The organism is Phaeodactylibacter xiamenensis, assembly GCF_965229835.1.
GTDB classification, from domain to species: domain Bacteria; phylum Bacteroidota; class Bacteroidia; order Chitinophagales; family Saprospiraceae; genus Phaeodactylibacter; species Phaeodactylibacter xiamenensis.
The window spans coordinates 2,067,006-2,090,949 of sequence record NZ_OZ245931.1 but is presented as its reverse complement, the minus strand read 5'-3'; the positions used below and the strand labels follow the sequence as shown (position 1 = coordinate 2,090,949).

Here is a 23,944-nt window from a genome sequence, read left to right as displayed (position 1 = left end):
GGCCCGCTAAAAGCGGTGAAAAACCAGGCAGTGAATTTTCCTGCGGCACAACAAGAGAAGATTAAACGACATATGGCGACGAAGCGCAATTTACAGGTAGCAGAATTAATCAAGCGGCATTTCAGTGAGGTACTACAGAATGAAGGTGGCTATGTTTATGGCACCGAACCGTTGGTGACGGTCACAAAGGTTATGGTGAGCCCGGATTTCAGCCAGGCAAAAATCTACCTGAGCGTTTATAATACGGAGGATAAACAATCGGTGATCCTTAAAATGGAGCACGAAATTACCCGGCTCAAGCAAGCGCTCGCCTACCGTATTCGCAAGCACATGCGCCGTGTGCCTGACGTTGCCTTTTACCTGGATGACACACTGGACGAGATGTACCGGCTCAATCAGCTTTTTAACCGGCTCCACCAGGAAGGTCACATGGGGGATGAGGAAGAACAGCAGGAAGGCTAACATATAATCTGCAGAGCAGGCGGTTATTTGATCATTTTCATGAAAGTGCCGACAAACCAGTTAGAGTCAGCTTTAACCAGAGAGTCTAAGGTGGAATCGGCTTTGCTGGAGAAAAGTTTGATTTCCCTGATCACTTCCGCAAACTCTCTGGATTCCTGATCAACCTCATCAACGCTGGATATTTCATCAAGTACTCTGAGCATGGGCTCAAGTTCCCGTTTTTTACGTTGGGTAATGATGCACTTGACCACTTCCCACATGTCTTTTTCGGCCACGAAGTACTCCCTGCGTTCACCCGTCTTCAACTCTTTATAAGCCAGCCCCCAGTCAATCAGGGCCCGAATGTTCATATTTGCGTTGCCCCGGGAAATTTTTAATTCATCCATTATTTCCTCGGCGCTCATCGCTTCCGGAGAAATCAGCAGCAGAGCATGGATCTGTGCCATGGTGCGGTTGATTCCCCAGCTGGAGCCTAGCGCCCCCCAGGATTGGATGAATTTGTCTTTTCCTTCTTCCAGTGTCATGAAAACCTGATTTCGTTGGGTGCAAATTAAGATTGAAGGGCCCCAGCCAAAAATCTGGGACCGCTTATTCGGGTAGATAAATGAAAATAGCGGCAATTTGTTGTCAAACCGGAGGTTATTTTCCTTCGGCACCCTTGTAAAAAGGTGGGCGTACAACTTTGGCAGCCAGGTTTTTCCGGCCAGCTTGTACGTAAATAGTCGTGCCCGGAGCCTTGTAAGCCTCCTTTACATAACCCATGCCGATGGGATAACCGAGTGACGGAGACAGCGTCCCTGAGGTGACCTGCCCAATGGTTGTTCCCTCTTCATCTACAATAGGATAACCGTTACGGGGCACACGGCGTTCATCAGGGAGCTCGAAGCCCACCAGGCGGCGGCTTACGCCTTCTTCCCGCTGCTTAATGAAGGTGTCGCGGCTGATAAACTCACCTTTCTTCGTTTTGGTAATCCAACCAAGCCCTGCTTCAATTGGGGAAGTGGTATCGTCAATATCATTTCCGTAGAGGCAGTACCCCATTTCCAGCCGCAGGGTATCCCTCGCGCCCAGCCCGATGGGTTTGATGCCAAAGCTTTCACCGGCTTCCATAACGGCGTTCCAAAGTTCGGCTGCTTTATCAGCACTGACGTAAAGTTCCAGCCCGCCGGCACCTGTATAGCCGGTTGCTGAGATCAGTACGTTGTCGATGCCCGCAAAAGTCCCTTTGGAGAAGGTGTAGAACTTCAGCCCGCCAAGGTCCGTACCGGTAAGGGGCTGCATGGCTTCAATGGCTTTTGGGCCCTGCACGGCGAGCAAAGCGGTTTGATCGGAAATATTAATGAGCTGGGTGTCAAAGGTGTTGGCCTGAGTAATCCACGCCCAGTCTTTTTCGATATTGGAAGCGTTGACAACCATCATAAAGGCCTGTTCGCCATCAGAGCACATTTCTTCGGTCAGGCGGTAGACGATACAGTCGTCCACGATACCACCTGCATTATTAGGCATGCAGGTGTACTGTGCATCACCTATGGCGAGCTTGGAAGCATCGTTGGAAGTTACTTTTTGAATAAGGTCAAGGGCTTCTTTGCCCCGGATGATGAATTCACCCATATGCGAGACATCAAATACGCCAACGCTGTTGCGTACCTGATGGTGCTCCTCCTTGAGGCCGCTGTAGGAAATAGGCATGTTGTAGCCTGCAAAAGGCGTCATTTTAGCCCCAAGGGCTTCATGAATGGCGGTTAGTGGTGTGGTCTTCATGGTTAAGGTTGCTTAGAGTTCGATGTTTTTGATATAGTCACCGACCTGCGTTTGGTGAACCACCTCCAGCCCGTCTGTGACGCGCGCAAATATAGTATATTCTCCGTCCAGGTGGGGTGTGGGGCTATGGGTGATAAAAAACTGTGTGCATTCTGTATGGTTGCCCGCCGAAGCCATGCCTACATAGCCCGCTTCGTCATAATAAAGGGGAGGAAGCTCAGAACGGATGGTATAATCCAGGCTGCCATAACCATCGCCCCGGGGGCAGCCCCCCTGTATGACGAAATTAGGAACAACCCGGTGAATGGTCTTGTCCTGATAAAAACCCTGCCGGACCAGTGCAATGAAGTTGGCTACGGTACCAGGGGCAAACTCGGGCATCATTTCCAGTGTAATAGCACCACGGTTGGTGTTGATGGTGACCAGCCGGTCTTCCGACAAGTCATCCAACATAGCCCAGTCGATTGGATGGTTGTAGGCCGGGGTTTTGGGTTCGGGGGCCTGTTCCCCTTTGACGTAGGCAATAGTTTGCTGCAGCTGATTGTAGGTCTCGATTTCTTTCGGGAGCTCCAGTTTTTTGAGCGCTTCTTCCAGAATAGTTGTATTGGACATCAGTGCATCAAACTTGAGGTTTTCATTGCGCAGTGCCTCAGCAGCTACGGCAATCATGCCAGGGTCACCGGTCTGCATGGCTTCCAGGTACATGCCCAGCAATTCACGGCGTACACTCCGGTAGCCTGCTCCAAAGAAAGCTCTGAAGTCTGGCCGTCCGCTGATCATATTGAGTGCTTCCATCGTTGCTGTCCGGATAACCGGGGAGCTGGAGGGCGCGCCTTCCCGGTAAATGTATTTGTAGTTCCAGCCGAATTCGGCCAGGGCTTTTAGCAAGGCAGACTTTTCATAAACCGAAGTGCTATTGCCAAGCCAACGCCGCAATTCAGCGTTAATGCCATCTCTGGAATTGACGGAATAGGCGGGCAAGTGCCGGTTAGCGGCCTGGTAAAGCGGGATTTGTACCTGCCAGGGCAGAGAGTCTTTGGCCCACTGCCAATATTGGGTAGCTTCATCCGAAATGCCATGCTCGATAAAGAACTGTGCGGCTCTGCGGGCTTCACTGGCATTAGAGCTCTTGAGTGCTTCCCGTACGGTGGTTTTGACGCTATCGTAGGGAAAATTGGCCAATGCCCTGAGCAGGTTGCTCCGCACCCGGTAGTCGTTTTCCTGTTTGTATTGCTGAAGCAGGGCAGGCATAGCCTGATCGGCTTTGGTTTTGCCCAGTGCCACAACCAGCGCCATGCGAATACGGGGATCAGTTGCCGTTGCCAATGCATTTTTTAGCAAGGGCACCGCCGTGGTATCAAGCTTTAGCCCGGTAGCCCGGTAGAGGTAATTTGCTGCGATAAGGCGCACACTCCCAGGGTATTTGCTATCCGTTGCCAGGTTGATCATGCGCGTGGTGCCTGCTTCGTTAGTGATGTTCCGCAGGGCATAGCGATAGATGCCCAGGGCCTGTCCTTCCAGCAGTGCGGTATCTGTAGGTTCATAAGTTGAGACAGTCGCAAGGTCTGCCAAAGTAGGTTCGGTTCCGATTTTGCCTACGGCCTCAAGAATTGCCCGGTTTGCCAGCCGGTAGTGGCCGGCAGTATCATTGCGCTCAAATGCACGCAGCAGGTAGCGTTCGCCATCGGCAGCTCCACTCTGCCCTATGGCGTAAGCGGCAACAGCACGGACGCGGTCGACGGGGTCTTGCAAAAGCCGGGCAAGACTGTCTATAGCCTGCGGTGAACGAATGGAGGCAAAGGCACGGGCAGAAAGATAGCGCAGAGTCGGCCGCTCATCGTGAAAAAACGCATAAAGGCTGTCGGCGAGTTTTTGGTCCTGGAAGTCAGCAATACGCTGAAATTCCGGTGAGCTGGCATCAAGTGTGATGTTGCTGTCTACTTCATCAGAAGGAGGCATACAGCCACTGTATAGCAGTGCCGTCAGGGCTAAAATCAGCAAAGTGGGGCGTTGGTGTTTCATGGCAGTCTTGCTCTAGTCGGTTTTCGTTTAAAAAACGCTGTTTGTCAGGCGGGCGAGGTCTTAGAATTCCTCATCCCCAAACATATCATCTGAGAATCCTTCGTCCTCGAAGTCCTCATCTCCCTCTTCTTCCAGAGGGAATTGGTTTCTCTGGTATTCGTTGCAGTCCATTTCAATACCGATATCGCCGGAAGGGCGGTTGAACCGGGCTTCGGTATCGAAGTCGATATCCTCATTTTTTTCCAACTCTTTAATAAAATCAATGAAGAACGGCTTGGCCATAGCGGCGCCTTGTCCATATTGTATGGAGCGGAAGCGGATCCATCGGTATTCGCCCCCTACCCAGGTGCCCACTACGAGGTTAGGAGTGATGCCCATGAACCAGCCATCGACGTAGTCGTTGGTCGTTCCGGTTTTGCCGCCGGCTTCCGTTTTTAGTGTGCCGCCAAGCCCGGCAGCATACTTCAGCATTTCCACCATAACATAATTGGCGTTGGGGTTGATGGCTACGTTTTCTTCAGGTACGCCTTCGTACAATTTTTTGCCATCCTTGTCCTCGATGCGTAGTATACAGTAGGGCTTGGTGAACAGGCCGTTGTTGGCAAATGCCGTATAGGCTCCTGTGAGCTCCAGGTTGGTCAGGTCAGTGGCACCGAGGCAGATGGAAGGTGCCTTAGGGACCCGGTACCGCCCATTGGAATAGCGGGCAGAACTGTCGATGCCCATTTGGTGCACCAGGCCACGGACCGGATCCGTATCGCCCAGTTGTTTCATCAGGTGGGCGGAGATGGTATTTTTGGATTGCTTGAGCCCTTCTTTTAGCGTGAATAGCCTGCCACTGTAAGCGTTAGAAGAGTTGCGGGGCGTCCAGGGCTCTAACAACCCGAAGTTGCCGTCACCGGGCGCAATGGTTTGTGGCAGATCATAAACCTGATAACAGGGCGAAAACCCCTGCTGAGCAATGGCTGTGGCATAGACAAAAGGCTTGAAAGTGGAGCCAACCTGCCGGGAAGTCCGGTTGTGGTCTACCTTGAAGCGCTTGTAATTGATACCGCCTACCCAGACTTTGATATGGCCAGTTATCGGGTCAACCGCCAGGATGCCGGTTTGTAAGTGCATCAGGTGGTACTTAATGGAATCGATAGGTGTCATGACCGTATCCTTTTCCATCTCTTCGTTTTCATAAGTAAAGACCCGCATTTCCGTTTCAGAGTTGAAAGCGCGGTCCACTTCCTCCTGCATGGCCAGCCATTGCTTGCGAAGTGCGTTGAAGTGTTTGCTGCGCATGATCTGCCGGTACTGAGCAGCGAGCCCGGTGCTGATGTAGTTGCGCTCGACCAGATCGTCGATCACGCCGCCCTCTTCGGCTTCCTGTACTACCCGTTCTACTTCGCGGTCATCTGCATGGAACATAAGTTCGGTTTCCTGCTGCAGTTTGGCGACGATGTCTTTGATGTATTTGGATCTTATTTTCTGGTAACGGTCAGAGTCCCGGATCAGGTCCTCCAGCTTCTTTTGGCGGCGTTCCACGGGGACTTCATGCACCGAGCCACTCGTGTACTCCCAGGGGTCCTTACGCACGACGCTCCAGGTTTCCCAGAAGCGTTTCTGTTGTTTGGCCATATGCTCCTTCATGACCCGCTCGGCAATCCGCTGCATATCGGGGTCTATGGTAGTGTAGATGCGCAGCCCGTCCCGGTAGATATTGTAATGGCTGCCATCCGCTTTTTTGATATTCTCGCTGCGGAGCAGGTCCTTGATGTCTTTAGCCAGCTCCATACGGAAATATGGCGCGATGCCGTCAATGTGGGTTTGGGCGGTGTATTTGATGTTCAGAGGTTGGGTGCGCAGGGTATCGTAGGCGGTCTCGTCGATCAGGTTGTTTTTTTGCATTTGCTTGAGCACCACCATACGCCGGTGCAGTACCGTATCGGGCCGGTCGAGAGGGTCAAAAAGGGAGGGGTTTTTCAGCATGCCCACGAGCATGGCTGCTTCGTTGACGTTGAGCTCGTCCTGCTGCTTGTCGAAATAGATTTCAGAAGCCGCTTTGATGCCATAGGCACCATTTATAAAGTTGAACTTATTGAAATACATCGCAATGATCTCCTCCTTGGTATACCGGCGTTCGAGGCGTGCAGCAATGATCCATTCCTTGAGCTTTTGGAGGCCGCGTTCCCAGATGTTTTTGGAGACCTGTTGAGTGAAGAGGAGCTTGGCCAGCTGCTGAGTGATGGTAGAGCCCCCGCCCGAGCTGCGTTGGCCGAGCAGAACGGTTTTTACAGCAATCCGGCCCAAAGCCGCAAAGTCGATGCCGCTATGTTCGTAGTAGCGCTCGTCTTCCGTAGAGATGAGGGCATTGACCAGGTTAGGCGACAGCTGATCGTAAGTGACGGGCACCCGGTTTTCGGTATAGTACCGCCCGATGACTTCCCCATTGGCACCAAATACCTGAGAAGCCTCCTCGCTTTTGGGGTTTTCGAGCTGCTGTACGGAGGGCAGGTCAGAAAAAGAGAGGACGATAAAGGTTAGGGCTACACCTAATAAGCCCGCACCAGCGAGGTACCACATCCACCGCATAATATTGCGGTACTGTTGTTCTTTAGGCTTGGATCCGGTTTGTTGTTCCATGGTCTGCTTTGAGTTCCAGGTTCAAAAGTAGTGAATTCTTGCGGGTTGTTTAGCAGCAAAATTCCTGCTTTGCGCTGAGTGGCTGCCCCTTTTCCAATACCTTAACGTATCAGGCGGCTGCCTTCATGTGCTGTGTGATTGGGAAGTTTGAGGTTAAAGGCTATTGTAGAAGTTCAGGGCTGCGGTAATATGGCTTTCACCAGCAGTTTGGTTGACCACCACCTTTCCGGCTTCCGGCAGCAGGCTGAAGTTGATGGCCTGGCCCTCGTTTTTCTTGTCGTTGCCCATGAGTTGCAGGTAAGCCGGGTAGTCGTCGGGCCGAAGGGCAGCCTTGCCATAACGGGCAGTCAGGTAATCGGTGATCTGCCGGAGCTGAGCTTCCGGCAGCCCTTGCTGCTGTGTGCTGAGGAACGCCTCGCAAATCATGCCGATAGCGATCGCCTCTCCGTGCAAAAGTGGGGTGTCCGTTTCCAGCGCATGCCCTTCAATGGCATGGCCGATCGTGTGGCCGAAGTTGAGGGCTTTGCGCAAGCCTTTTTCGAAGGGGTCTGCTTCCACGATTTGCTTTTTGATGCTTAGCGAGGCGGGGATAATGCCTGCCCAGTCGGCGCTTCTGAGGTCGGTTATTTGTTGCAGGCTTTCCCATTGGCTGAGGTCAGCAATAAGGCTGTGTTTGATGACCTCGGCGTAGCCACTGCGCAACTCCCGGTCGGAGAGGGTGTCGAGGAAAGCCGGGTCGATGAGGACTGCTTGTGGGTTTCGGAACAGCCCAATACTGTTTTTGACCTGCATAAAGTCGATGCCCAGCTTGCCGCCAATGGAAGCGTCCACCTGAGAAAGTAGTGTCGTCGGGATTTGCAAAAAGCGCATGCCCCGCTTGAAGGTGCTTGCTGCAAATCCGCCCATATCGCCAATAACGCCACCGCCCAGGTTGAGCAGGAGGGCATCCCGTGTGGCCTTGTGGGCCATGAGCTGCCCCCAGATATGCTCACAGGTTCGGAGGTTTTTGTGCGTTTCCCCGCTCGGGATTTCAATCAGGATGGGCTGATATTGCTCAAGGGCAGGTGCAATGCGTGGCCAGCAGTGCTCCCTTGTATTTTCATCTGCCAGTACAAAGAGCTGGCTAAATGGCTGCTGCTCAAGGGTGAGTGTAAGAGATTCGGCAACGGGGCCAATACGGATAGGGTACGTATCAAGGGCAAGCGTCTGCATAATAATGGAAAATTTTAGACCGCAAAGCTAAGGTATGTGTACCTAAGTTTATAGTGCCGTGACCTGCTCCAGGAGCCAGTCTTTTTCGGTCAGGGGGCTTGCGGTAAGGATTTCAGATTTCAGCGCACTTTTTTCCTGTTCATCGAAGGGGTTGACCCGCACAAGTTTACGGGTAAAGCGTATGAAATTATGGTAATTGGAACGATAGGCGCCCATAAGCTGCTTTCTTTTGAGGTAGGCACGCATGCTTTCCAGTAAGGACTCGAGGGCGTCGTACTCATCCAGCTCATAGTAGATTTTGAGCAGCATACTTTTAGCATTGAGGTTGATCAGGGTGTCATCAAAGTCTGTTTGTGCCAGAAGCTGCATGGCCGACCCATAGTCGCCTTTCTCAAAATTGAGGCGGGCCAGGCTGTGGAGGAAAAAGCTCTCTCTGTAATCAGGGGGCAGGGCTTTTTTGTATTGGTGTATGAAGTGCTCGACCCAGTCGTATTCTTTCAGGCGAAGGGCGGCGCCCACGGCATTTCTGAAGGTAAACGGGGAAACTACGCCATTTTCCAGGAGAATTTCGTTTTCAAGCCCCTGCCGGTAAAGCCGGAAAGCTTCCCGGATAAGTTCGCTGTCATTGAACTTGTTTGCCTGCCGGATGCAGTAGTTGACCGCCATCAGGTAGATGTCGCGCAGCTCAGACTTAGGGAAGGAGGTGCGGTGCTTTTGGATTTCCTGGCGGAGGTTTTCGAAGTACTGCTTGCCGGACTCATCCGTGATGGCTTTGTAGCCATAGAAATATACTGCGATAGCGGGGTGGTGAAGCATCAGCTTTTGGCGGTCCACATATTCGATGATGTATTCCAGCAATCCGATGTTGTACTGAGCTTTATAAACCGATTGGTGGGCGATCATGAGGCAGCCCTGCCGGAGTTTATCCGCTACGAAGGTCAGGTCGAGTGCATCAGAAACTTCCTGCAGGTTCATCTCTGTGGTCCGCTTTTTGCCATCGTAAAAGGAGTATTTTTCCAACTGCAGCAGGTATTCATTTCTGAGGTACTGTTCATTTCTGTAATTGGCTTTTTCCTGCTGTACCTCTACGGCTTTGATGGCTTTTGTGAATGCCCGGTCCAGCTTCCGTTTGCGGAATACGCTGGCCAGCGCCATTCGTGCCCGCACTTCATCGCTTTGTTGCTCCTGATAGATGAGAAATTCCTCCACCGATTTCAGGAGAAAGTGCATGCTTTGCCTTAACTTGGCATCATCATAGGGCTCATTTGAGAAAATTCGCGAAAACACCCTTTCTTTCTCCAAAAACTTTTCTTCATACAAGTGCTGCCCTGCCATTAGGTATTCAAACAGTGTGACCACGTCTTCCCGGTGATTGTGGGCGGGGGAATTCAGCCATTTTCGGAGCTCCCGTTCTTCCTTTTTAGACAAGGTGCGCAAGATTAATACTAAGTGGCTGTTTGTCATATATCAGGCTAAATTAAAAACGATCAACAAGGAGTGGGTAATTATTGATATGTACTGGTTTGGTTGCTAGGGTTTTGTGTGGGGTTGGTGGTTTTTTTAGACTTTAAAAGTACAATTTTTTTTCAACAAATTCGCTTTTTTGTCTTTGATTCCTTTACAGAATGTGAGCACTTTTGTAATGGGTGAAAAAGACAAGCCGCGCTTCATAGTCGAATTTCCTGCACCAAAGTAAGGTGCAAAGCGTTTGTAAACAGAAGCTTCCAGGTTTGTTACTGCCCGAAGCAAGACGCTATAACTGAACTGAAGGAAATAGCTTTGTTTTCACCAAACGGCCTAAATAATTCATTAATGACGACTTCAAATTTCTTTTTTTCACTGAATCGTTACCGGACTGCCCTGTTGCTGTCTGTGATGTTCTTTTTTTGCATTGGTTCTCCCCCCGCCATTGCCCAGGGCTGGGAGCGGTATTACGGCGGAACCGGTGAAGATATAGGAGAGGCCCTGCTGTCGACTTCCGACTGGGGTTTTCTGGTGGTAGGCAACACCCAGTCTTTCGGGCAGCCCGGCGGTGATCAGGGTGTGAATGTCTATGCTCTGAAAGTCGATGTGGATGGCGATTTGGTGTGGCAACGCGCTTATAATACAGCTTTTTATGACAGGGCTAAGGCCGTCGTCGAGATTGAAGCGAACCGCTATATTGTTGCCGCTGAAGCTTCTGATGCCTCTCAGCAGGGGCCGTTCGGCTTAATGTTGCTGGAAATTGATGAGCGCGGCGTTTTGCTGGATACGTTCCCCTTTTCGCTGGATGAGGTGCCTAACCTGCGTATCAACGATATGGTTCTGGCTCCTGATGGAGGCTTGCTGATTGCAGGCTTTGCTGATTATTACGCAGAAAAGGATGACGATATGGTCATCATGAAGATCAGCCCTGATATGGAGTTGGAATGGCACCGAATTCTGGACGTTGGGGTGAATGACCGGGCAAATGCGATTGCGGTAATCGACGGAGGCTATGTCGTGACCGGGCAGGTGGATAGCGAGGTAGAGCCGCCTGCTGCCTTTGGGGATGATATTGTTACCCTGCGCATGGATGAAGCCGGCGCAATCGTCTGGCAGCGAAAATTAGTCTCTGACCAAAATGATGAAGGAAATGACATTCTCGTTGATAATGACGGGAATATTGTAATCACCGGTTTTATCGACGCTGACCTTATCTTATGGAAATACGATCAGGGCGGGGAGAGCGTAGACAGCCTCAGGTACTCCATGTTCGGTAGTGGCAATGCGGGGGAAGCTGTGATTTCACTGGAAGAAGGATATGTCGTGGCGGGTATTACAGAAGTGGATGAATCCAATTTGAATCAGCTGCTTTTGGAAGTTGACCAAAGCTTTAATGTTTTATGGAGTGCCAGTAATGGCGATGTAGAGTCCTCTGATATTACATTTGATATTGTCAAATCTAAATCGGGAGGCTATGCAACAGCGGGTTACAGTGGCGTGGATATTTTATTTGACCCCCAGTTGAGCCTGATGAAAACCGATGAGCAGGGGCTGATCGTCTCTAATGTGATCCGGGGGCAGGTTTTCCACGATATAGATGTGGCCTGTGATTTGGACCCCGGCGAACCGAGGCTTTCCGGCTGGCTGGTGCGGGCCACAGGTGATGAAAAAACGTACTTCGCGACTACAAATGAGGCTGGCGTGTTCGAAATGCGGGTTGGTCTGGGGGCATACGTAGTAGAAGCCCTGCCTCGCAACGACTACTGGGAGAGCTGTTTCCCCGGCGGTGTGAACGTAGGGTTCAACCAAATCTACGATACCGTAGGCGTGAACTTTCCGCTAAAAGCCAAATACATCGACTGCCCGTTGATGGAAGTTGATATTTCAACGCCATGGATATCCAACTGTGCGAATATTGAGTACACCATTAATTACTCTAATCAGGGTACGGGAGGAACCGATGGTGCAGCAAGTGTAGAAGTGGAACTGGACCCGGCGCTTTCTTTCCAAAGTGCCTCTTTGCCATTTTCTTTTGAGAATGACACATACACCTTTGAGCTGGGTGAAGTACCTTATAATACGGAGGGCAGTTTTACGATTCAGACCTTTATGGATTGCGACTCCATAGTAGAGGATCAGTCCGGGCTGGTTACCGCACGTATCTTCCCGGACACGCTTTGTTCGCCTGATGATCCGGGCTGGAATGGTGCGAGTGTTTCGGTGGATGGGCTATGTGAGGGAGATGAGACGGTTGCCTTCCGGTTGTCCAATACAGGAAATGCAGCAATGGTGTCTGCGAAAAGCTACTTCATTGTGGAGGAAGACTTGATGTTCCTGACCAATGGGTTTGATCTCGATGAGGAACAGGATACTACGATATTGCTCCCTGCTAATGGCTCTACTTACCGGATCATCGCCGAGCAGGTCGACGGCCATCCGGGCAACAGCTTCCCCACACGAGCGGTAGAGGGATGTGGAACAGATGAAGAAGGCGGCTATAGCGTAGGCTACGTTACCCAATGGCCGGAAAATGATGGGGATCAGGCGGTTTCCATTCATGTGGATGAGGTCCTTGTTGATGTGCCGGACGTGGCGATGGTTGCCCACCCCAAAGGTTGGCAGGATTCTCTGATTTCTGCTCAGACGGCACTTACTTACCGGGTTTTCTTCCGGAATATTACCCAGGATAGTGTTATTAGGGTCATCGTTCGCGATACGCTGCCTGAAGGTTTGGACATTTCCACTTTGGAGTTTGGAGCGAGCAGCCATCCTGCGACTTACGATATTTATGAGAATGGCGTCATTAAGGCGACTTTTGAGAACCTGGAGCTACCGGTTGATGGGACAAACCCCGGGGACTATGCATTCTTTGAATACCATGTGGCACAAACCGATGGCAATACCACAGGCACTGTAATTGAGAACAGCGCCCTTGTTATTTACGATTATAACACCCCGGTATATACGGGGCGCACAAGGCATGTGGTTGGTGCGCCTACGACCACCGGTTTGCTTGATATTATCCCGGTGGATGTAAATGAGCCGGAATGGGCTTCAGGGGTCACCGTAAAGGCTTTCCCAAACCCGGCAACGGAGTACATTACCCTAGAAGTGGAGGGGCTGCAGGGGCAACATGAATTATCCTTCACCTTATTGAACTTATACGGGCAGCCTGTGCGTTCTATCGACAGGGAGGGGCATCAGTGCACCTTCGACCGGAGTAATCTGCCTGCCGGAAGCTATATTTATCTGGTTCGGGCAGATGGGCAGAAAATCGCCGCCGGCACCCTGATTATTCGTTAACAAACGGTTAAAAAGACATTACCGCTGATACTTTGCTGAGCTTCAGCGCGTTTATAAAGATGTAAGACTTAGGTCGTCTTATTTATTTCATGAGATTATGATTTGTTATTAGTGAGAGGCTCTGCCGTAACGGCAGAGCTTTCTTTTTATTCCTCCTTCAGCTTTACCGGAAAGTAGCTTTCTCCTGTCAATGCCCAGCGCTCATCATAGACACTTCGGTAGACGAGCCGGTAGTCTATGTCAATGGCCATTAACAGCTGCAAAAACTGATCTGTGCTCTCCTGCGAATTATCCACCTTGAATATTTCGATTCTTTCATTGGGAGAGATGAGCTGTCCCGGAGCGATATTGGAATGATAGATATTGCTGACTTCGCTGAGTTCAGGAACCTCCTGATAAAAGAATGTTGGCAGATCCATCTGATAGGCCGAATCTTTATAAATAACTATCGTGGAGTCGACAATTGCCGGGCCTATTCCTTTATTGCTGAGTACGATGGAGAAATCAGGCCCTCCGTAGTTGGCATTAGCGATCATGAGGTAAGGCATCGTAGACTTGAGCTGGGCATTGCGCTGCAGCTCTTGCTCCTCTCTCATAAGGTTGGTTTGGTAGAAGAGCGCAATTAAAGACATGAGGCTGATCATAATTGCGCTTGTGCTCATGATTTTCTCTGTATTCCAAAATCGTTTCTTCTTTTCGTCGCTTTGGGTTAGCATCGGAGGTCGTGCCGCTTTTCCGGAATTAGAGTACGTCTTTTTCAGGCTCATAGATCATAAGTAGTTTGGCGGGAATTGTACCATTTAGCTTCTCTTCGTCACTAAAGCTTAAGATTCAGTGCTCAAAATAAGAGGAATATCTGATATGGAGGGGGACAGAAATCGACACTATTCAGGGTGAAAATCCACCTAAAAACCTTTTTCCAGGCTTTTTTTGAAAAAAAATGAAAAAAATCAGCAGGAAAACGAACTGTAATTTTCAATAAAAATCAACAAGGATTATAAATTAGATTGGGGTCTATATAGCTGGTTTGCAGTATTTTAAGATTGGAGTTAATTGTAAAATGAAGTTTTTTATTTAGATTTTTTTTTCAACAAAACCCGTTTTTTGTCTTTGTCCTGGGGTAAGAAAGCCTGCATATTTGTAATGTAATCAAAAGGAAAGGGGCTAACGAAACAGCCTTGAAGAAAAACACCAGGAAAGCCTGGAGTTAAAATTGAAAGAACAGATCAATGGTAAAGTAACTAACATCAAACTGAGAGGCTATCCCAAAGGCTACGAACAACTATTTAAGCCAGTTTTTTTGTTAAAACCAACTTCATGATACTTTACCACCGGGCGGCAGTGTAGGGGAGATTACCTACAGTTCCCAGAGACCGATTCATATCCCAAAAACTTTTAAGCTGTAGGGATAAATTTTCTGATACTGCTGCCCATTCTTTCTTTGACATTAAAACGGTTCGTTTGCTTGCGGCAGCACACAACCGTCTTATGATAAATGGTACAATCTCTAGCCTTAAAGCTCGGGATAAACAGCCGGATGTACTGCTCAGAAGGGGATGAATATCAAGTTGAGCGTACGCTATCATAATCCCAAACGCCGTGGGTTCCTTGCCGGATCAACACAAAAGACTGGCAAGGAGCTCCAAAAAAACTAGAGCAACATCAAAATATAGATTTGTTTGAAAAATTAGGTCGTCTTATTATTTCATGAGATTATGATTTGTTATTAGCAAGAGGCTCCGTCGCAGACGGAGCTTTTTTTTATTGTAGGTCGTCGTAAAAAAGTAGGTCGTAAAAGGTCGTCTTACTATCTCATGTAAATAATAACTGCTTCAAAGTTAGAAAAAAAATATATCTCACCAAGCCTTTCTGCTGGCCTGCCCGCTGCTTTTGCTCCGCTTTCTCCCTTTATGCTTGTATTTTTTTAATTATAAACTGTTGACCTTTAACTGGTTTTGCTCCGATTAGGCCGTTTGGGAAAATATTGCCTGTGGCGGCGATTTTTTTGTGTGCAGAGAGATGGAAAGTCGTATTTCTACCTGATTTCAGGTAGAGCGTTGCCTGAGCAGCCAAGCCCTTTCTGCAACGTTGGGGCAGCCTTGAATTAAAATCGCTTATTCTGTTTTTTAGAGCAGCTTTTCTATTTTCTTTTGCCCGGGAGAGTAAATCTCGTGCAAGTTTTACAAGCTTGATGTTTTGTTACTTGAATCCACGAACCAAAATATCATGTAGTATGAAAAAATCACTGTTGAATTTGCTCTACCTTCGTTTCGCATGCCAAAAGATTTTGTGCGGATTTTGCATGGTAGGTCTCGTGTTGCTGGCCACTTCCCAAAAAGGTTACACTCAGGCAGTGTATACCCTAATCTTTTAACCGCCAATTTGAATAGCGCTAATTCGACTCTATCCATATCCGGGATAAGTTGTGAACCTTGCCGGGTTGGAGTTGGCGAGAACCGCAACAGATGCATCTGCAGGGAGGATTGTAAGCGCATGATTCCCCTGGAAACTGTTATTGATGAAATACAAAATGATTGTATCGAAGATTGTGCAGATGAGTTCCCTAATGATCCTAATTCATATCACCATTGTTTAGGTTATTGTGATGAATTGCCTTTTCAGGATTATTATGACTGTTTATCAGACTGTGGTAACTATAGTCAGTTGAGGCGCCCTGTAGAATATGAATACGCAATAGGTATATGGTACACCACAGGATTTGTACCTTCATTTACTGGGAATCCTGACGAAATATTTCAAAGTGAAAATAACGGCGCTCCTCCGGAAACAATAAGTGTATCTTTGATGAATACCCCATCAGGAAGCTATAGCTATTGTTACTTCACAGACTTAATAGTCTCCTACGACGATGGCACCTGCTGTCGTTTCATCAATGCAGAGTGCGTATCTATTGGTTAATTTGCTAATTTAAAACCCACAAAACATGAAAAAGATAACACTTTTGGCAGCACTCGCCATACTGATGCTTGCCGCTTGTGAAAAGGACACCGTGAGCACTGATGGGAACAGTTCCAACGGTGAACTGGCAAACCTGACGATCGGCATCGTGAGAGATTACCTGCCGTTGGATTTGGTCAGGCAAAACAGCACTGTAGTCTTTAAGAATGCCGATGGAGAAGAAAAAAAGCTTCAGATTCACTTGCTGGAAGAAGAAAAGGAGAAGGCATACGGCAACCGTACTTACGAATCAGAGCATATCGAGATTAGGTATTTGGACGAAAGTGACCGGACCTACCAATTGAAAACCATTGCATCAGCAAACTATACGGAAGGCGGACCTAATGAATTTGTCAATATCTCTTTACTAACGACCGTTAATGAAGGTTATATGCCAACCATACCTATTTTTGCTGATAAGTCTCCAGTTTTTAGTGAGTTGTTATTACCAATGATTGATATTTTAGGCGAGACCTTCGAAAATGTCTACACCAACCTTCCAGGCAACTTGGAAACTGTCACCTCTTTTTCCCGGCTATACTACACGATAGAGCTGGGTGTCGTAGGCTTCGAAGGCTGGGAGGGAGAAATGTGGGTGCTGGACCGTTTTGAGGAATAGAAACTGATGAAAACCCTCAAGGAGGTTGATATCGCCCGGATCAGTCAGGGCAAAGGGTGGCATGAACTGGGCGAAGCAGAGCTGAAAGCCCTGGAAGACATCGCGTATTACGGGAGCACCGGGGCAGGAGTCCGCGCCCAGAACATCCTGAATGCCTTTTACGGGGCGGGGCAATACCACGAGCCCATCCTCCCCACTGGCCTACAAGCCCTATCCAAACCGGGCAGCAACCGGGCTGAAACCACGAAAGCACCCAAAGTGCCGGCTCAGGTACAGGCATTCCCCAACCCGGCCCGGCAGTCGGTCACCTTCCGGTGTACTTTGCCGGAAGGCACGGAGCAGGCGGAGCTTAGCATACAAGACGTAAACGGGCAGACAATAGCCGTGCTGCCCATCGTGCCGGGCCAGGCGACGGCCTCCTGGGACAGCCGGCCTTACCCCGCCGGGCTGTACTTTTATACCCTTCACCTGCCCAATCATCGTTTAGCGACCCAAAAATTGGTTATCTTACGGTAGGTTGAAGCATCCCCCGGCGCACTCTCCGTCCGACGTAGTTTAAACGTAGTCGGGCCCTTCGCCGGGGTGCTATTGCCTGGCAAAGGCAATCAGTTGCAAGGTACTTACTTTGTGCGCTGCCCGAGCTCTTCAAAGCCTTGCTGGTGTAGAGCTTAATCCAGGACCCATGCTAAGGGCTCTGCCCCAGCTTTACCTTGGCAAACCTGCCGGATCCCGAGAAAGACCGGGAGGAAGAGCTCCCCGACAGGAGCTCTTGGCTTGCTGGTGTAGAGCTTCAGCCAGGTCATTTCCAGGAGCTCTGCCCCAGCTTCCTGTTGGAGAACCTGCCGGATCCCGGTAAAACCCGGGACCCGACAGGAGCCCTTGCCCAGAGGTAGCCTACCTGCAAAATGTTAACCAGCCGCTCCCCCGGGCCGTGCTCAGTAGCCCCGCACCTTTTGCGCAGCCACAGCAAACCCATTGTAACCCGCGCCCCTGAATCACCAAGCTTTGTACTACTTACAATGTTTTTTTTGAAAAAGACGCACAAAAATTTGGAAATATCGCGGGGGGGGGTAAATTTGATCATCGCTCAAATATAAAAGCACATAATAAAACGGGAATTGGATTTTTTGCAGTATTTGTGTTGCTTGCAGCACGCTCTGTTGTTCGGGCGCTCCGTTCATTTCGATTAATTGCACCAGGTTTTTTAAATCTTCTCTTGAGTTAAGATTTTGAGACGTAATCCGCATAAGGTACAGGCTTGCTGGACTATCAGTTTTGTTATGCATCTGATGGTGATACCCTAATCCCAATTGGTATTGGTAGGGGGATATCAAAGTGCGGAAACATGATAAGGGCAGCTCTGATGATGGGGGCTTGCCGCTGTCCAGTCAATTCTATTTAGCTTAATTAATCATAATTTTTTAACTTTCTTAACCTCTTTACCATGTCATTTTTCTACAATTTACTCAATTTAATGGGCAAACTTAGAGTGCCCATATTCACTTTAATAGTCTTTACACTAGGCTTCAATCCTGCTGAGGCATACATCTGGGAGTTAAACCATACCTCCTGCAACAGCTTACGGGTGGAATCTTCTTTTGTGTTACCCGCACCCAGGATCATCAACCAGGCTAGTATAGTCAGCTGCGATGGCACTAAATTCAGATCAATTGGGAATCTGCCAAGTATCAACCGGTTTACATATAGATTGTACAAGAAGAATTCTAATGGTGGCTGGAATTTAATAAAGACGACGAGTACTGATGCTGTTGCACAAAATTATACCGGACTGCAAGATGGGACATACTATGTGCGGATTGATGTTAATGGCTCGGACAACGTAGATGTATGGCCTTACAATGATCCCTGTGGAGGTTCTCCTCCTTTAGGGAAAAGGTTCAATAGCAATATCAGTGACTGGTATATTACGTCAGAGGCTACTATTGGAGATCCACAGGTTGGGTATATTTTGGCAGACAACAACTTCAATAATATTTTTTGTAAAGACGATATTTCAAATGCAGGAGGCATCTTCATGCTAACGGATTTATCTCCATCCATTCCAAATGCTGACCTCACTACAGGAGAGACTCATTACAGAATCGATATTTGTAGAATAGGAGTCGGCGGTTGTTCACATTGGACCTCAACTTATTGGCAACAAGGAAAAGTTCCCGATGTTGTTAATCTTCTGACCGATGTTTGGCAACTTCATCATAACTGGACTTTTTGGGGAGGAGATTACAGAGTGACATTAGCAATAAGGCAAGAAAATTGTGTGTCATATAGAAGCTTGACAACTACGTTTTATGTGAGGGATGACAATTGTCGTGAAGGAAAAACTAACTTGGAAAAGTTAGAACTGACTGTTTATCCGAATCCTTCTATGGATGAGATCTTTTTTAAGGGGCTTCCCTCTCATTTAACTGCGATACATTATCGAATTCTAGATATTTCAGGACGAGCAGTTTCATCTGGAATTCTTCCAGCATTCAACGCTTCTGTGAATGTTCATAACCTTCAACCGGGTATGTATGTCATTGGACTGGAAATCGATGGCAAAATGAACACCTTGCGTTTTGTGGTTGCCCAATAAGTAAAAACTTAATTTAAAAGTTCCTGCTCAGGTTCCTCCGGAGTGGGAACTTTGTTTATCTAAAATCTGGATAACTTTGCGTTTCCAATTTTTTTTGTTGATGCTTGTCTTTTTCAACCTGAAGGCTCAGCCAAGACAATGTCTTTATGATGCGTCTTTTGTACCTGTTATCGATTTGCATCGTGAGGCGCTGACTTTCCGTAGCCTTGTTACCGTTCCAGTAGTCGTTCACGTCATTAGTACAACTGAGACTGAAGTAAGTGATTTTCAAATCCATGCTCAAATTCACGCCTTAAACAGAGATTTTAGGAAAAGAGGAAAAGAATGGCTGCTTATGCCGCAGCCATTTAGAGAATTAGCGGCTGATGCTTATATTGAGTTCGAATTAGCCTCAGTAGCCCCCGATGGCTTGCCTACTTTAGGGATTAATCGTAAAAAAATAAATGGAAATAATGCCGTGCTTCATGATGACATCTTTTACGCTGAAAGAGGCGGAATTGATGCATGGGATACGAATCGCTATCTGAATATTTGGGTCGTTGAAATGCATGAAGCTTTACTTGGATATGCCTCCTCACCCAATGATGCCGGGCTGCCAACGGATGGAGTGGTTATCAATATCAACTATTTTGGCACAAGCAGAGCTGAAAGTACTTACCAACTTGGTCGTACTTTGGTGCATGAGGTAGGTCATTATCTTGGGTTGTCCCATCCATGGGGGGATATCAAAAATGAATGCGAGGAAGATGATGGATTGGAAGACACACCGATTTTGAGAGGGCCTCATTACAGTTGTCCTCCGAGAGATGTTCAAAGTTGTAATGGAATACCCTATTATTGGAACTTCATGGATTATACCCCTGACTGCTGCATGGCTATGTTCACCCACGGGCAAGCGGCTCAAATGCAAGCAACATTATCGTATTACAGACCTCAGCTCAGTATAGCTAGTTTTGATGCACCACTTCAGGCAGGTCAGTTTGCCGTAGCACCAAATCCTGCTAAATCCGCAGTAGCAATTTCCTGGGAGGATCCCATCAAATCGATTGAGGTCTACACTTCTGATGGCCGAATGATCAGGACTTTTCATCCGGATTCAAGTGACCGATACTGGAGTTTATGCCTGAGTGACTACCCAAAAGGTATGCTAATATTTGTTTTTCATAGCAATGACGGCCTTCGCACTGTACAAAAATTACTTCATTTGTAAAGCCTTTCAGTCATGAATAGACTTCCTGCCACGCTCTGTAAAAATCCAATCTGCCTCAGGCTACTATTGCCTCTGCTATGTCTTTCTTCGGTTCTATCCGCCCAGTCCATACCCTGTGACGGCCGGTTAATGATAATCAACGGCTATGGCAATGCCAACGTCTATCCCATTGTGATTGACCGGGAAAATGGAGTAAGTGGAGTGGGGCAGCCAATCGTGGAGCGGGAGACGCCATTGCAGACCTGGAATCCGGAATCTTATGGTTATCGCTGGAAGGATAGTACTTTCTATGGTACGATTTTATTTCAAGGAATAGAATATATCGATTTATTCAGTCTCAATATCAATGGGGCATTTTCGAATATTGATGTATCCTCACCTAATTTGGAGGACGGCTCAAAAATATTATCAGGGTGTTTGTCAAATGATCAAAGGTACCTTGTTATCATTGAAAATAGGAGCTTGCCACCTACTCAGGGTGGGGGCTATGACCCCACTCTACCTGCTCTTTTACATAAGATCAATTTGGAAACCGGAAGTTATGCATTTGACGAAACTATAATGCTTTACGGTAGCGCTGATTCTGATACGCTAGGGGTTTTTATCCGAGATATTGCCATGGACCCGGTATCTGGATTGGGATATTCTTATGATAGCTATACCGGAAAAATGATCACTATTGATTTGGAGACAGGTGTCGTAGATAACGTGAGTTATCCCCAATTAGACTTTAGTCCTTATGGAGGGATTACGCCCAATGGATTATTCTTTGATGCCTTCAACCGGCTATATGGCATAGCCCATGATATGTACTATCAATTTGAGGGCAGTTATTTATACGAATTCGACAAGAGCAACGGTACCATTGCCCACGCTTACCCCTTCACTCCGCCCAGCGATACTTCCAAAATTTATGATGGCTGCTCCTGCCCCATGACAGTAGCTATTGAGAAGGCACTCGGCCAGGAGGAACTCAGGCCCTGTCAAACAACAGAGGCCGTGATAAAAATCGCTTTTATGAACCAGGCAGTCTTAGCAAATCCAGCCAGCCTGCGGGACAGTTTCCCAATTGGGGTCGAAATACAGGAAGTACTCTACAACCCCTATGGCGGACAAGTCACCGGAATCGGAACGAATATGCTGGACATTCAGGGCCTTCAGCCCAAATTTGGCGTGGACAGCATCATTGTGCGGCTCTCTGTCGCTGAACAGATGCCCGGTGGAGCATATACCTGTCAGGCCAGCCTCTATGATATCAACCTAAGCGAAATGGGGGACAGCCGTACCTCGATTTACTCTGATTACCTGCCCAGCCCGGCTTACAATGATGCCACACCTTTCTCGGTCACCCCGTTTGAGGAACTTGAGCCCCGGTTATCTTTTCAGAAATGTGAGGGCCTGCCAGTTGTGCTGCGCCTCTTTGAAAATACCAACGGCTTGAGCTTTCATTGGGAAGACGGCTCAACGGCTGATACGCTCTCGGTCAGTGTATCGGGGCTTTATGATGTATCCGTCAATACGGGCTGCGAAGAGCTGAACTACACGATAGAGGTGACAGATAACATCCTGCAGGTCAATCTTGGGCCAGACCAGCAACTGCACTTTGGGGAGGTGCTAACGGTAATGCCGGACTTGCAAAACTCCAGCCCGATTAGTAGCTATTTATGGTCTTCAACCGATACTGCTGCACTCTCCTGCCTTGTTTGTCCCATAGCAGAGGTGCTGCCCATACAAACTACAGCCACCCTATCCCTTCTTGTAACTGATGAAAACGGCTGCACGGTCGAAGACAAGATGGCCATTACGGTAGAGCGTCCAGTTTATGCACCCACTGCCTTCAGCCCAAATGGCGATGGCAGTAATGACTACTTCACCTTGCTCACTCCTGTAGACGTAGAACTGGTTTCCTTCAGGGTGTTTGACCGCTGGGGCGGGCTGTTATGGGAGCAAAAGAATGGGGCGACAAATAGGACATCTCATAGTTGGGATGGCCGGTCGCCAAACGGTGAACAGATACCTTCCGGGCTCTACCTATGGTCGGCCAGGCTGGAATATCCGGATGGTTTTATGCAGGAGTTGTCGGGCGAGGTAAGTTTGATGAGGTAAGGTACGCCAGTCGTCTAACTCGGTTTCCTGTTCGTATTTGCAAGCAGGCACCGGACTTGAAATACAAGGACCTTAGGGCTGTACTTTTATACCCTTCACCTGCCCAATCATCGTTTAGCGACCCAAAAATTGGTTATCTTACGGTAGGTTAGAGCATCCCCCCGGCGCAAGCACTGTCCGACATAGTTATACAACGCCAGTACTGGCCCGTATGGGAAGTCAGTACTTTCGCCGGGGGTACTCTGGTTTGACAAATGCAATCTGCTGTACATATTCATCACATGTGTGTATAACAAATTGCACAAGTTAGCTATCTTTAAAGTATGAAGAAGCCAACCCCCACCCCGAGCGAGCTAGAACAAGTTGCCGACGAGATACTAAGTGGCATGCGTGCCGAGCTACTCGACTTTCTGCAATCTCAAGCCAACGCGACCTCATCGTCAGCTTATGAGAATAGCGTTTTAGATTTAGCCCGCCAATTTGCCCAAAAGGTAGCTACCCAACAAGATGGGCCACTGCCAAAGAGCCGCAACGCTAAAAAAAAGTCTTGACAAGTTTTGGGCAGCTTACGCTGTCTAAAAACCACGTGCTATGCCAAGGCACAAAACGCTTTGCCCTCAGTGAGCGCCTGCGGGAGCTGTGCTGCCTGCTAGGACAGGGCAGTGTTTACGAGCAGGCTAGCGAGACACTGGAAGAACTGCTTAGGCTAGACTTATCTGGTATGCAAATACAGCGTGTCTGTATGCACTATGGCAGTTTAGTAGGCCCATTGGTCAGCGCGGATGCGGAAGGGGCCATACCCAGTTTAGAAATTACTGATGAGCAAGCGCCTACTTATGTGATGATGGATGGCATGATGCTCCCTACACGAGAGGAAAAGAGCTGGAAAGAAATTAAGCTCGGCCGCATATTTCAACACCAAGATGTGGTACAACTGTCGGCCAAGCGCAGACAAATACGCCAATCCGTCTATGTGTCCCATTTTGGCAGTGTCGACCAGTTTTTCCCTAAACTGGAGCGCCATCTAGTACCCTATCAAAAAAAGGTCATTTTGGGAGATGGAGCCCCATGGATATGGCGTTGGGCCGAGGACAACTTCCCTGGGGCTCGTCAAATATTAGACTTCTATCACGCCAAAGAAAAACTGGTGCTCTTTGCAAAACATCAGTTTAGAGTAGATGAAAAACGCAAAGCCTGGGTGGCTGGCCAGTGTGAAGTACTCTCAGCCAATAGAGTGCACGAGGTAGTGGATAACGTAAGCTGCCTCAGAGCGAGAAATCACGAAGCCCGGGAAGCTAAGGCGAAACTGCTATCTTATTACGAAGAGCATGAAGACCGTATGCAGTACAAAACCTACAGGGATGAAGGGCTGCTCATCGGCTCTGGACCAGTAGAGGCCGCTCATCGTAGTGTCTTGCAGCAGCGGCTCAAATTATCCGGCCAACGCTGGACGGTTGATGGGGCGCAAGCCATCGCGGATTTGCGGTGCTATCGTAAAAGTGGAGCGTGGAGTACGATCCAGCAACTTGTCGCAGCGGCATAGCTGTGCAATTTGTTATATACACTCATCACATTGTCAGGCACTCAAAGCCCTCAATGTTCA

Annotated in this window: 17 protein-coding genes; 10 read left to right on the top strand and 7 right to left on the bottom strand. The window is 48.5% G+C overall.

Annotated elements, in window-relative coordinates; genetic code table 11:
- Positions 1-72 precede the first annotated feature (72 nt).
- Positions 73-462 (top strand): 30S ribosome-binding factor RbfA, encoded by a 390-nt coding sequence (rbfA, locus tag ACO08I_RS07690; RefSeq protein ID WP_282779150.1) that lies wholly within the window; start codon positions 73-75, stop codon positions 460-462.
- A 23-nt stretch (positions 463-485) separates the two neighbouring features.
- Here the strand turns inward: rbfA and ACO08I_RS07685 are convergent, their stop codons facing one another.
- The 6 genes from ACO08I_RS07685 to ACO08I_RS07660 form a co-directional block, all read right to left on the bottom strand.
- Positions 486-986, bottom strand: coding sequence for a GbsR/MarR family transcriptional regulator (locus ACO08I_RS07685; RefSeq protein ID WP_044229770.1), 501 nt, complete (start codon positions 984-986; stop codon positions 486-488).
- Between the two features lie 115 nt (positions 987-1,101).
- Entirely contained in the window at positions 1,102-2,223 is a 1,122-nt protein-coding gene (gene gcvT / locus ACO08I_RS07680; protein WP_421948976.1) for a glycine cleavage system aminomethyltransferase GcvT, read from the bottom strand.
- Between the two features lie 12 nt (positions 2,224-2,235).
- The gene (locus ACO08I_RS07675) at positions 2,236-4,245 is read right to left on the bottom strand and encodes a peptidylprolyl isomerase (protein WP_421948975.1); all 2,010 of its coding nucleotides are present in this window, start codon (positions 4,243-4,245) and stop codon (positions 2,236-2,238) included.
- A gap of 60 nt (positions 4,246-4,305) precedes the next feature.
- Entirely contained in the window at positions 4,306-6,873 is a 2,568-nt protein-coding gene (locus tag ACO08I_RS07670; protein ID WP_421948974.1) for a transglycosylase domain-containing protein, read from the bottom strand.
- 153 nt (positions 6,874-7,026) lie between these two features.
- A complete protein-coding gene (gene aroB, locus ACO08I_RS07665; protein WP_421948973.1) occupies positions 7,027-8,085 on the bottom strand; it encodes a 3-dehydroquinate synthase in 1,059 nt (352 codons plus the stop codon).
- Between the two features lie 48 nt (positions 8,086-8,133).
- Positions 8,134-9,513 (bottom strand): hypothetical protein, encoded by a 1,380-nt coding sequence (locus ACO08I_RS07660; protein ID WP_282779165.1) that lies wholly within the window; start codon positions 9,511-9,513, stop codon positions 8,134-8,136.
- A 384-nt stretch (positions 9,514-9,897) separates the two neighbouring features.
- Between ACO08I_RS07660 and ACO08I_RS07655 the strand changes: the two genes are divergently transcribed.
- Positions 9,898-12,852 (top strand): DUF7619 domain-containing protein, encoded by a 2,955-nt coding sequence (locus ACO08I_RS07655; protein ID WP_421948972.1) that lies wholly within the window; start codon positions 9,898-9,900, stop codon positions 12,850-12,852.
- A gap of 146 nt (positions 12,853-12,998) precedes the next feature.
- On the opposite strand, the gene ACO08I_RS07650 is transcribed toward ACO08I_RS07655, so the two are convergent.
- Positions 12,999-13,514 (bottom strand): hypothetical protein, encoded by a 516-nt coding sequence (locus ACO08I_RS07650; RefSeq protein WP_421948971.1) that lies wholly within the window; start codon positions 13,512-13,514, stop codon positions 12,999-13,001.
- Positions 13,515-15,345: 1,831 nt separating this feature from the next.
- Between ACO08I_RS07650 and ACO08I_RS07645 the strand changes: the two genes are divergently transcribed.
- The 8 genes from ACO08I_RS07645 to ACO08I_RS07610 all read left to right on the top strand — a co-directional run bounded on the left by ACO08I_RS07645 (position 15,346) and on the right by ACO08I_RS07610 (position 23,884).
- The gene (locus ACO08I_RS07645; protein ID WP_421948970.1) at positions 15,346-15,771 is read left to right on the top strand and encodes a hypothetical protein; all 426 of its coding nucleotides are present in this window, start codon (positions 15,346-15,348) and stop codon (positions 15,769-15,771) included.
- A 25-nt stretch (positions 15,772-15,796) separates the two neighbouring features.
- The gene (locus tag ACO08I_RS07640) at positions 15,797-16,429 is read left to right on the top strand and encodes a hypothetical protein (protein ID WP_421948969.1); all 633 of its coding nucleotides are present in this window, start codon (positions 15,797-15,799) and stop codon (positions 16,427-16,429) included.
- Positions 16,430-16,435: 6 nt separating this feature from the next.
- Positions 16,436-16,945, top strand: coding sequence for a T9SS type A sorting domain-containing protein (locus tag ACO08I_RS07635; protein WP_421948968.1), 510 nt, complete (start codon positions 16,436-16,438; stop codon positions 16,943-16,945).
- Positions 16,946-17,873: 928 nt separating this feature from the next.
- On the top strand, positions 17,874-19,025 hold the full coding sequence (locus ACO08I_RS07630) for a T9SS type A sorting domain-containing protein (RefSeq protein WP_282784322.1): 1,152 nt from the start codon (positions 17,874-17,876) through the stop codon (positions 19,023-19,025).
- Positions 19,026-19,101: 76 nt separating this feature from the next.
- Positions 19,102-20,235, top strand: coding sequence for a M43 family zinc metalloprotease (locus tag ACO08I_RS07625; protein WP_282784321.1), 1,134 nt, complete (start codon positions 19,102-19,104; stop codon positions 20,233-20,235).
- 12 nt (positions 20,236-20,247) lie between these two features.
- On the top strand, positions 20,248-22,341 hold the full coding sequence (locus ACO08I_RS07620; RefSeq protein WP_282784320.1) for a gliding motility-associated C-terminal domain-containing protein: 2,094 nt from the start codon (positions 20,248-20,250) through the stop codon (positions 22,339-22,341).
- A gap of 323 nt (positions 22,342-22,664) precedes the next feature.
- The gene (locus ACO08I_RS07615; protein ID WP_044220747.1) at positions 22,665-22,892 is read left to right on the top strand and encodes a hypothetical protein; all 228 of its coding nucleotides are present in this window, start codon (positions 22,665-22,667) and stop codon (positions 22,890-22,892) included.
- Positions 22,889-23,884, top strand: a complete 996-nt coding sequence (locus ACO08I_RS07610; protein ID WP_081969018.1) for a UPF0236 family transposase-like protein — start codon at positions 22,889-22,891, stop codon at positions 23,882-23,884. The genes ACO08I_RS07615 and ACO08I_RS07610 overlap by 4 nt, the downstream gene beginning before the upstream one ends.
- Positions 23,885-23,944 lie beyond the last annotated feature (60 nt).

What these genes read in the sequence shown, in the direction of transcription:
- rbfA (WP_282779150.1), top strand. Translation starts at nt 73, where the DNA reads ATGGCGACGAAGCGCAATTTACAGGTAGCAGAATTAATCAAGCGGCAT.
- ACO08I_RS07685 (WP_044229770.1), bottom strand. Translation starts at nt 986, where the DNA reads ATGACACTGGAAGAAGGAAAAGACAAATTCATCCAATCCTGGGGGGCG.
- gcvT (WP_421948976.1), bottom strand. Translation starts at nt 2,223, where the DNA reads ATGAAGACCACACCACTAACCGCCATTCATGAAGCCCTTGGGGCTAAA.
- ACO08I_RS07675 (WP_421948975.1), bottom strand. Translation starts at nt 4,245, where the DNA reads ATGAAACACCAACGCCCCACTTTGCTGATTTTAGCCCTGACGGCACTG.
- ACO08I_RS07670 (WP_421948974.1), bottom strand. Translation starts at nt 6,873, where the DNA reads ATGGAACAACAAACCGGATCCAAGCCTAAAGAACAACAGTACCGCAAT.
- aroB (WP_421948973.1), bottom strand. Translation starts at nt 8,085, where the DNA reads ATGCAGACGCTTGCCCTTGATACGTACCCTATCCGTATTGGCCCCGTT.
- ACO08I_RS07655 (WP_421948972.1), top strand. Translation starts at nt 9,898, where the DNA reads ATGACGACTTCAAATTTCTTTTTTTCACTGAATCGTTACCGGACTGCC.
- ACO08I_RS07650 (WP_421948971.1), bottom strand. Translation starts at nt 13,514, where the DNA reads ATGAGCACAAGCGCAATTATGATCAGCCTCATGTCTTTAATTGCGCTC.
- ACO08I_RS07645 (WP_421948970.1), top strand. Translation starts at nt 15,346, where the DNA reads ATGATTCCCCTGGAAACTGTTATTGATGAAATACAAAATGATTGTATC.
- ACO08I_RS07640 (WP_421948969.1), top strand. Translation starts at nt 15,797, where the DNA reads ATGAAAAAGATAACACTTTTGGCAGCACTCGCCATACTGATGCTTGCC.
- ACO08I_RS07635 (WP_421948968.1), top strand. Translation starts at nt 16,436, where the DNA reads ATGAAAACCCTCAAGGAGGTTGATATCGCCCGGATCAGTCAGGGCAAA.
- ACO08I_RS07630 (WP_282784322.1), top strand. Translation starts at nt 17,874, where the DNA reads ATGTCATTTTTCTACAATTTACTCAATTTAATGGGCAAACTTAGAGTG.
- ACO08I_RS07620 (WP_282784320.1), top strand. Translation starts at nt 20,248, where the DNA reads ATGAATAGACTTCCTGCCACGCTCTGTAAAAATCCAATCTGCCTCAGG.
- ACO08I_RS07615 (WP_044220747.1), top strand. Translation starts at nt 22,665, where the DNA reads ATGAAGAAGCCAACCCCCACCCCGAGCGAGCTAGAACAAGTTGCCGAC.